The 8,206-nt window shown below is 43.9% G+C and carries 9 protein-coding genes and 2 riboswitches; of the genes, 4 read left to right on the top strand and 5 right to left on the bottom strand.

What is annotated here, in order from left to right; all coding sequences use genetic code 11:
* Nucleotides 1-371: 371 nt before the first annotated feature.
* Nucleotides 372-890, bottom strand: a complete 519-nt coding sequence (locus CIK04_RS11570) for a DUF3087 family protein (protein ID WP_045593905.1) — start codon at nt 888-890, stop codon at nt 372-374.
* Nucleotides 891-1,078: 188 nt separating this feature from the next.
* Here CIK04_RS11570 and trmY point away from each other — a divergent pair, with 188 nt between their 5' ends.
* The 3 genes from trmY (at nt 1,079) to CIK04_RS11555 (ending at nt 3,759) form a co-directional block, all read left to right on the top strand.
* The gene (trmY, locus tag CIK04_RS11565; protein WP_026050568.1) at nt 1,079-1,675 is read left to right on the top strand and encodes a tRNA (pseudouridine(54)-N(1))-methyltransferase TrmY; all 597 of its coding nucleotides are present in this window, start codon (nt 1,079-1,081) and stop codon (nt 1,673-1,675) included.
* 147 nt (nt 1,676-1,822) lie between these two features.
* A riboswitch (TPP riboswitch) is annotated at nt 1,823-1,921 on the top strand.
* An 88-nt stretch (nt 1,922-2,009) separates the two neighbouring features.
* Nucleotides 2,010-2,849, top strand: a complete 840-nt coding sequence (gene thiD, locus CIK04_RS11560) for a bifunctional hydroxymethylpyrimidine kinase/phosphomethylpyrimidine kinase (RefSeq protein WP_097353665.1) — start codon at nt 2,010-2,012, stop codon at nt 2,847-2,849.
* Nucleotides 2,850-3,009: 160 nt separating this feature from the next.
* The gene (locus tag CIK04_RS11555; protein ID WP_097353669.1) at nt 3,010-3,759 is read left to right on the top strand and encodes a phosphatase PAP2 family protein; all 750 of its coding nucleotides are present in this window, start codon (nt 3,010-3,012) and stop codon (nt 3,757-3,759) included.
* Between the two features lie 333 nt (nt 3,760-4,092).
* On the opposite strand, the gene CIK04_RS11550 is transcribed toward CIK04_RS11555, so the two are convergent.
* The 4 genes from CIK04_RS11550 to CIK04_RS11535 form a co-directional block, all read right to left on the bottom strand.
* A complete protein-coding gene (locus tag CIK04_RS11550; protein WP_017421885.1) occupies nt 4,093-4,536 on the bottom strand; it encodes a TetR/AcrR family transcriptional regulator in 444 nt (147 codons plus the stop codon).
* Between the two features lie 384 nt (nt 4,537-4,920).
* On the bottom strand, nt 4,921-5,211 hold the full coding sequence (locus CIK04_RS11545; RefSeq protein ID WP_017421884.1) for a hypothetical protein: 291 nt from the start codon (nt 5,209-5,211) through the stop codon (nt 4,921-4,923).
* Nucleotides 5,212-5,363: 152 nt separating this feature from the next.
* Nucleotides 5,364-6,167 carry an HAD family hydrolase gene (locus CIK04_RS11540; RefSeq protein WP_097353666.1) on the bottom strand — a complete coding sequence of 268 codons (804 nt, stop codon included), beginning with the start codon at nt 6,165-6,167 and terminating at the stop codon, nt 5,364-5,366.
* A 96-nt stretch (nt 6,168-6,263) separates the two neighbouring features.
* On the bottom strand, nt 6,264-6,803 hold the full coding sequence (locus CIK04_RS11535) for a hydrolase (protein WP_097353667.1): 540 nt from the start codon (nt 6,801-6,803) through the stop codon (nt 6,264-6,266).
* 198 nt (nt 6,804-7,001) lie between these two features.
* Nucleotides 7,002-7,142: riboswitch (FMN riboswitch) on the top strand.
* A gap of 96 nt (nt 7,143-7,238) precedes the next feature.
* On the opposite strand from CIK04_RS11535, the gene ribB reads away from it, so the two are divergent.
* A complete protein-coding gene (gene ribB / locus CIK04_RS11530) occupies nt 7,239-7,895 on the top strand; it encodes a 3,4-dihydroxy-2-butanone-4-phosphate synthase (RefSeq protein WP_097353668.1) in 657 nt (218 codons plus the stop codon).
* Nucleotides 7,896-8,206 lie beyond the last annotated feature (311 nt).

The raw sequence follows: 8,206 nt of genomic DNA, 5'->3' as shown, positions 1-8,206 counted from the left end.
TTTTGGTCACTCAGTTCATTGATAAATCTTTTGGATTATCATCAACGAGTGCCCACACAGATTGATAGGTTTATATTGTTAAAGAGCTTGCTTTTCGAGAAGTTTTTCTCTCAAAGCGGAGGTGCATTCTAGCGAGTTAATTTGAAGAGTCAAACACTTTTTCAAATTTATTTTCTCAGAAGCTTTTACCTCACCCGACGTTGCTGAGGCCTTACGCCGTCTGCCGTGTCGGTGGATGCGCATTATAGGGAAGGCAGTTTCTTTGGCAAGTGCTTTTCGATAAAAAATGTCATAAACCCGTTCGCATGCGCAAACAATGAACAAATGGTTATTTTTCTTGGTTCCATGTTAAGAAAAAGCATCTATTTTCGTCAGAAATCGTTCAACCAAGCATCTTGGAAATCGGATACATTGAGTACTCTGTGGCTTTCTTCCCACTGACGAATCCTTTCCAGCTCATTCAATACACTCTTTATTGTCAGTGTATTGTTGTCTAACTCGAACACTTGCTGCTGAGTTTGATAGTAGAACTTGAGAATGGTTATTGCTTTCTCATTGTGTTCGTTGTGTGCAGCATTCTTGAGGATATTCAACTTTCGATAGATCTTTAAATGAGTCTGTTTGAGCTTCCACACATACAAGAGCTCATCAAAATAGCGATGTGTCTTTATTTGATTCATTATTGAAAGCGTACTGACAAACGCTATTACTACTCCTAAGAGATTCCAAACAAAATTGCCCGTCGATTCGCCTTCTACAATCTCTGTGTTGCCAAATAGGGCAATCAACAATGTACTAAATGCAATGGCAGAACAAGCAAAAGCCAGTAGAAATACCACTATCACCATGTTCCCTTTCTTTCTATATTCTTCTTTATTTATTTGACGCACGAATACCGCCCTCCTTCTTTTAGTGCCAGACTAGTTTAACCAAGCAAAACGCACTCGCAACGTTTCCTTTGTAAGCTTTCTCTCAATCGCTCTCTCTTTCACTCTACACTTTGATAGCAGCATGACTCGCAACAGACTATTTGTTGGGTATATACTCCGTGCATTCGAATTCACTGCAAAGGTCTATCATGCGTACATTTGTATTACGCGCACGCGCGGCGCCGACAAACAGTCGAGCTTTATTAGAAGGAGTCGGTAACGAGGCTCATACTGAGATTCTTGCACATACTCTAATGAACACGATGTTTGTCGCACAGTCACATCGACAAGATGTTGTCGTTCATCTGGTTTTAGAGAGTACCAAAGACTTTTCGCGTACAATTACCATTCACTCTAACGAAGTCTCAAACGTGGGTGGCTTCCACGAGGCAAACTTGTTGAACATTGTTGTTCGTGCGCTTGATGCTTCTACGGGTATGGGCAAAGAAGAATTAAGAAATGTCGAACCAGGTGTGACCGTTCGTACAATTAGCTTTGAACGATTGGTCCAGCAGTTGGCTGAAGACCATCAGCTATATATGTTGGAAAAGAAAGGCGAGTTTGTTCGCGACATTAAGTTTGCCGCCAATCCTTGTTTTTTACTTACTGACCATATTCCGATGCCAAAGAAAACTTTTAACAGTCTGAAGCGTCTCGGAACGCAAAACATTAGCCTTGGCCCTAAAATGTTGTTTGCCTCCCAATGCGTCACTCTGATTCAAAATGAATTGGATCTGCAGGAATAAATGCGAAGGGCTCATTAGAGCCCTTTTTCTTGCTCAAAATTCATCATTGGCGTTCTCTATCCCAATCAAGACGTAGATAACACTCCAAGTGTCTTTGTTCCCTTGAATACTCGCTTGCGTCGAGTTCAATTACTGATATCATTTTTGCCAACATAGTCGGGGAGCCTTATCGGCTGAGATCGCTACGCGAGACCCGTTGAACCTGATTCAGTTAATACTGACGTAGGGAACTATTACGCGCATATCGCTTTCTGCTTTATGCGTTGGTATACCAATATAGTTGGTAATATTGTTGGTATAGACAGTTCCTGTACGTCTTGTTCTAGGATACAAGATGCTACTTACTTCAACTACTCAATCTCTTATTCCATGCGTTCTCACCATTGCCGGTTCTGATAGTGGGGGTGGAGCAGGTATACAAGCCGATATAAAAGCCATTTCAGCCACGGGCAGTTACGCAAGCTCAGTGATCACTGCCATCACCGCGCAAAATACGATGGGCGTTAATGCCGTATTTCCGATCCCTACCGAGTTTGTTGCAGCGCAGCTAGATGCCGTTTTCAGCGATCTCAATATTCAAGCGGTTAAAATTGGTATGCTTGCAGACCGTCATATTATTCGATTGGTTGCCGAAAAAATTCGCCAATATTCGCCAGCGAAAGTGGTACTCGACCCCGTGATGATCTCCACCAGCGGCCAGGCGTTATTACAACCAGATGCGATCGCCGCATTGAAAGAGTACTTGATTCCACTGGCAGATATCGTGACGCCGAATATCCCTGAATATGTGGCGCTCACCGGAATGCCCATCCCTAACACTGAACATGAGATGATCTCGAGCGTCGAAAGTTTAAAAGCGCTGAACTGCCCTGCCATCTTATTAAAAGGCGGGCATTTGTATAATGAGTCCCACAGTAGCGATCTTTTGATCACGCCACAGTTTTGTGAATTCATCCGTAGCAAACGCCACTCTACACGCAACACCCACGGTACTGGCTGCACGTTATCTTCAGCCATCGCGTCTTATTTGGCTCAAGGTCATCGCTTACACAAGGCTGTCTTTTTGGCCAAGCAATACATATCACAGGCGATCGCTCATGCCGATGAGCTATCCGTTGGTCAAGGTCATGGCCCCGTCAATCACTTCTTTGCAGGACACATGCACGTCCGCTAGAAAAGTCCTCCATCGTCATCTTTTGCTCGGGAGTAAGTGCTGTCCCATGGCCTACAGCGCTACCGAGCTGAGAACCCATCTCGAAATAATTGACAGATGCTTGATACTTTCATCTTGCACACTCACCTATAATGGCGGTTTTTCTTCACAAGCTTTCTCGATGAAAACAGTATTCACACCAAAACGTTACTCACTAGTCGCTCTTTCGTGTTTCGCAGCTTTGCTGACTTTAGTTACTTGGTTTGCCTCAGGTATTGAATTGAGGTCTCCTGTACCAGATTTTCTTGGTCTCACTTTTACCCTAGTGACCGATTCCGCTGGCAGTAAAGGCTTTGCTATTACACTGGTCGCTTTAAGCTTGCTGGTTTTACGTAAACACTCTGGACGATATTTTGTTGTGGGTCGATTTGCTGTACTAGCACTTATGCTGGTTTTAAGTTTTGCTGGAAAAACGGGATTAAAGAAACTCACAGAGTCACCCCGCCCCTACACCGAATGGATGGCTTCAGAACATTTAGTTGATACACCACAAGCCTTCTACAATCTCGATGCGGCTCAACAAGTAACACTAGTAAAGACACAGGAAGAAACGATCAGTCCATGGCGTTTGCAACATTGGGAAGGTGAAACCGATTATTCCTTCCCCTCGGGTCATACAATATTTGCCAGTTTATGTGTGGCTTTCTTTGGGGGTATCTTTCTGATGCAAAAGCGCTATGTGGCGTTTGTCACGACCCTTGCTTGGGCGAGTTTGGTCGCTTATAGCCGCTTATGGATTGGTATGCACCGACCAGAGGATCTATTTGGCTCACTTGCGTTTATTGCCATGATCACAGCGCTATTGCCAAATTTTCTACCGATACCAACATCGGTCAGGAAGTTTTTACGCATTCGGGAAAGCACAGTTTAAAGCAGCCGTGTTTCATATTTGCCGCCCAAGGATAGGGAGAGTGAATAATGATGAAGAAACTGAATGGTGTTCAAAATGAACGTAAAAAGAAGGTCGTTTGGTAAAAGTAGGACAACCAAGCGACCAAAAGCTATTTAAGCTAAGCTAGTTTTACAACCAAAGCATAGAAAGTGTTGTCTGTGAGGACCAACTCACTTAGACGAGCACATTATAGCGAGACAATACGGAAAGGAAAGAAATAAAACCCATCATCCGTTATTTACTGACTTTTCTGTGACATCACTGGTTTACCTTTGGTTAAACTTTAACCCACCAGAAACCTTTCTAATTAGCTCAGCATATAGGACAGCTAATATGGACGACTGCATAGCCGATCGCCATATAAAGCGCTTTTTCCGCTTCTTTAGGATCACCAGAGATTCGATTGGTGAGAGACATTCGTCCTTCAGCACTACAAATGATCTCTCCCACATTCTGGATGAGGTTCCGAAACATTCTATCTTCATTTACAGCGTTAACCCATGAGAGATAAAAGGCTTCAGGGGATGAAAATTCAAGGGCTTGGATGATGTGTTCGACCGCTTTCGGTTTAAGCTCATCCAATAATTCTTCTTTTTTCTTGAAATGCCCATTGACGCAAGAACGACTCACCCCTGTTTTCTCAGCAATATGCGTATAGGTTAAGTGTTCATAGCCTTCTAGCAGGAGTATTTTAAACGATGCATCTATAATATTTTGGTGTGTTTTTTTGGCCACAGCTTGGCTGACTCTTGGCATTGTCATCTCCTACTAAAAGCGGCAAATCCTAACGCTTTCATAAAACCTGCTCAAGAAAATTGATCGATAAAGTGGTCCGACTTTAGCGACATTCTCCTCTCATAAATCCGTTATTATTATTATCAACAAGGCTCAAAAAGCGCAACAATCAATCAAAAAGTATCATTTTATGGCACTCGCGATGATAAAAAAGACCACAATTTGAGTGTTTATCAATAACAAATATAAAAGACATTGTCTTTTATTTATTTTCGCAAAGTTCGATATCAGCATGCCTCACACTATTGGGGATAGCCAAAAAGCAAAAATCCTTCGCGCAATACGAAGGATTTTGTTCAGTCAAAAACATTTTAAGTCAGGTATGAGCAGGCGCAACAATGAAAATTAGAGATCACGCATTAAGATTTCGTACTCTTCTTGCGCTTCTTTAACCAAACTTTTTAGCTCTTGCGCGTCTGCGGTAGCAAGCATCACTTTCCAAGGAGAGTGTGCTTGTTGACAAACTAATGCCACCCCTTGTTTGTCACTAGAGAAAGCCAACTGTTCAAAATCAGCCACATAGTGTTGACGCTGACCTTTTATTTCAACATCAAGCTTTCCTACTGGGTTGATTTCTACATGTGCATAGCGCTCTGGCTTAATACTCACTCGATAATCCCTATGTACAGTGATCATGACGCCCTCCAAACTGTGCGATTACCATCCCAACATCAGTTTAGGAGAGTTTCTTCGCACTGGAGACCAAATCGGTTGGAATATTGATCCCGGTTAATTTGTCGTGCAAAAAACGTAAAAAATTGCGCATATCGAGTCATTTGATTGGGCATTTAATCAGACAACACCTGCTGCCGGATAACCTGCAAAACACCAGATTCTTCATTGCTTGGTGCGATAAAACGGGCGAGTGCTTTCACTTCAGGATGGGCATTAGCCATCGCATAGGAATGGTAGCTTTGTTCAAGCATTTCTACGTCATTGAAATAATCACCAAAGCTCATGGTTTGTTGGCGTGTAAAACCCAACGTTTGCTGTAAATGTCTGATTGCTGCGCCTTTTGACGCTTCTGCGTTCATCACATCCAACCAAATCTTGGCGCTCACCACCACCTGATGCGTCGCATCAAAACGTTCGCTGAATGATGTGTGTAATTTTTCTTTTGAACCGTCAAAATGACAAATCGCCACTTTGATAAAAGCCTCATCAACATCCAGTAGATCAGGGACATATTGGCAGCGATGGTAATACTTGCTGATTTCTTCAATCGCCTCAGGATGCTTTGTTTCAACATAAGCCGATTCTTTACCACATAGCACAATGTGGGCACCGTCAATGGTACGAGCCAACTGAATAATGTCTTTAATATCCGCGCCATCTAAGCCACAACTGTAGAGCTCTTTTCCTTGATGCATGACCAGTGTGCCGTTTTCCGCAATAAACATCATGCGCTCGTTGATTGGGGAAAACGTCTCACGTAGACTGTAATACTGCCGACCAGAGGCAGCCGCAAAGATAATTCCTTTATCTTCTAACATTTGATAGATGTGGAAAAACTCTGGTGCCAATTTTCCTAATGGATCCAGTAGGGTGCCATCCATATCGGCAGCAATGAATTTGATTTCTGACAACGACATTTAATTACGACTCTAAACAGAAGAGAAAGGCCGTTATGTCACCAGAAAATATCGAGTTTGTACAGTATTGATGCGTGGTAGAACTCATAGAGAATGTTACTTAAAAAGCGGCAGCATCTGCTTAAACTCTGGACATTTCCCATCACGCATTAATTCAAAAAGCGCCATTTCCAACCCAGACAAACCGATGCCATTGGCTTCAAATTTTCTCAACGCTAAGGCTTTGTTTTGCGGGTCTCGGGATGAGACACAATCTGTCACCACCTCAACTTGGTAACCCATTTGTTTCAAATCAACTGCCGTTTGATAAACACAAATGTGCGCTTCAATTCCGCATAGTAACCACTGCTCGACTTTGCACGCCTGGATGGCATTGCTGATAGTTGCTGTACCGCATCCAGAAAAAGTCGACTTATGAAAAGGTTGATAACCTTGCAACGCATTGGCGATAGGCCCAACCGTAGCACCTAAATTTTCAGGAATTTGCTCCAGCCAAATGATGGGTAAACCCAACATTTTTGATCCTTCAATCAACTTAGTGATGTTGGTGATCATCTGTTCACTTTGATCCACCATCTGCGCCAATTTCCCTTGTACATCCACTACGATTAGCCCAGTGTTCTCTTTCTCTAGCATGCTGACCTCTATCCATCAAAACCGTCTGTTTGCTTTCACTATAGCTTGCTTTTCAGTTGCCTACATCACGACCAAAGGCCAATAAGAGCTGAACACAAATCAAACAAACAGACACGCGTTACTTTTCCTGATGCTTTTTCCGCAGTAACATACTTCGGCTAACGTGCTGTATGAGACAGACGTTTGGCTAAATTATTTTTTTATTCTCAGGGCGGGGCGAAATTCCCCACCGGCGGTATACCAAATGAGGTGAGCCCGCGAGCGCTCGATTCGTCGAGGTCAGCAGATCTGGTGAGACGCCAGAGCCGACGGTTATAGTCCGGATGAGAGAGAATGAAACTTCACCAGAGCTGTTTAGCGCTGGTGCATTTCGTTTTGGAAGAGACACTTCCAACCTCATGCTGCCCTGATTCTGGTGATTATTAGGAGTTAACCATGAATCAGTCATCTCTACTTGCCGAATTTGGCGATCCGATTACTCGCGTTGAAAACGCTTTGCTTGCGCTCAAAGAGGGACGCGGCGTACTACTGCTGGATGATGAAGATCGTGAAAACGAAGGCGACATTATCTATTCCGTTGAACACCTTACTAACGCACAAATGGCGCTGATGATTCGCGAATGCAGCGGCATTGTCTGTTTGTGTCTAACCGACGAGCACGCCAACAAGTTGGAGCTGCCACCTATGGTCGTTAACAACAACAGTGCTAACCAAACCGCGTTTACCATCTCGATTGAAGCAAAGCAAGGTGTCACCACAGGTGTTTCTGCGCAAGACCGTGTGACGACAATCAAAACAGCGGCCAACCCACATGCAAAACCGGACGATCTTGCTCGCCCCGGTCATGTTTTCCCGTTACGTGCTCGTCCAGGTGGTGTTTTGGCTCGTCGCGGACATACCGAAGGCACGGTTGATCTGATGCAAATGGCCGGATTGCAGCCTGCAGGCGTGTTATGCGAGGTCACCAACCCTGACGGAACCATGGCCAAAACACCTGAGATTGTTGCCTTTGGCAAACAACACAATATGCCAGTACTCACCATTGAAGACATGGTGATGTACCGCAATCAGTACGACCTCAAATTGGCGTAAGCGCAGTCAATCACTGAGCTGTTCACCATTGAGCGGTTCATCGTTGAGCAGCTCATCGGTAAACAGTAACAAGGCCAGCATTGCTGGCCTCAGATTGATGACGAACCCCGCTTTTTAAGTGGGGTTCTTTTTTGGAAGCGACCGTAGGTCGCGATCGTGATTTTTTTTGTTATATCGTGCGCAGAAGTTTCCATTCATTACACGGGTATACAGAAGCAAGTATCTGCCTTATTTCTGCCATATTTAAGCCCATTTTTCGTAGATAGTTCACCACCAACGCTATCTTCTTGATGTTTTGGGCTGCCGCTGCC

The organism is Vibrio sp. 03_296, from assembly GCF_002265885.1.
The sequence above is the reverse complement of the archived record's forward strand: the minus strand, read 5'-3'. Positions and strand labels throughout refer to the sequence as shown.

Excerpts from the sequence above, each read along its gene's own strand:
- CIK04_RS11535 (WP_097353667.1), bottom strand. The coding sequence starts at position 6,803 with ATGCTAGAGAAAGAGAACACTGGGCTAATCGTAGTGGATGTACAAGGG.
- CIK04_RS11545 (WP_017421884.1), bottom strand. The coding sequence starts at position 5,211 with ATGATCACTGTACATAGGGATTATCGAGTGAGTATTAAGCCAGAGCGC.
- trmY (WP_026050568.1), top strand. The coding sequence starts at position 1,079 with ATGCGTACATTTGTATTACGCGCACGCGCGGCGCCGACAAACAGTCGA.
- CIK04_RS11550 (WP_017421885.1), bottom strand. The coding sequence starts at position 4,536 with ATGCCAAGAGTCAGCCAAGCTGTGGCCAAAAAAACACACCAAAATATT.
- thiD (WP_097353665.1), top strand. The coding sequence starts at position 2,010 with ATGCTACTTACTTCAACTACTCAATCTCTTATTCCATGCGTTCTCACC.
- CIK04_RS11540 (WP_097353666.1), bottom strand. The coding sequence starts at position 6,167 with ATGTCGTTGTCAGAAATCAAATTCATTGCTGCCGATATGGATGGCACC.
- CIK04_RS11555 (WP_097353669.1), top strand. The coding sequence starts at position 3,010 with ATGAAAACAGTATTCACACCAAAACGTTACTCACTAGTCGCTCTTTCG.
- ribB (WP_097353668.1), top strand. The coding sequence starts at position 7,239 with ATGAATCAGTCATCTCTACTTGCCGAATTTGGCGATCCGATTACTCGC.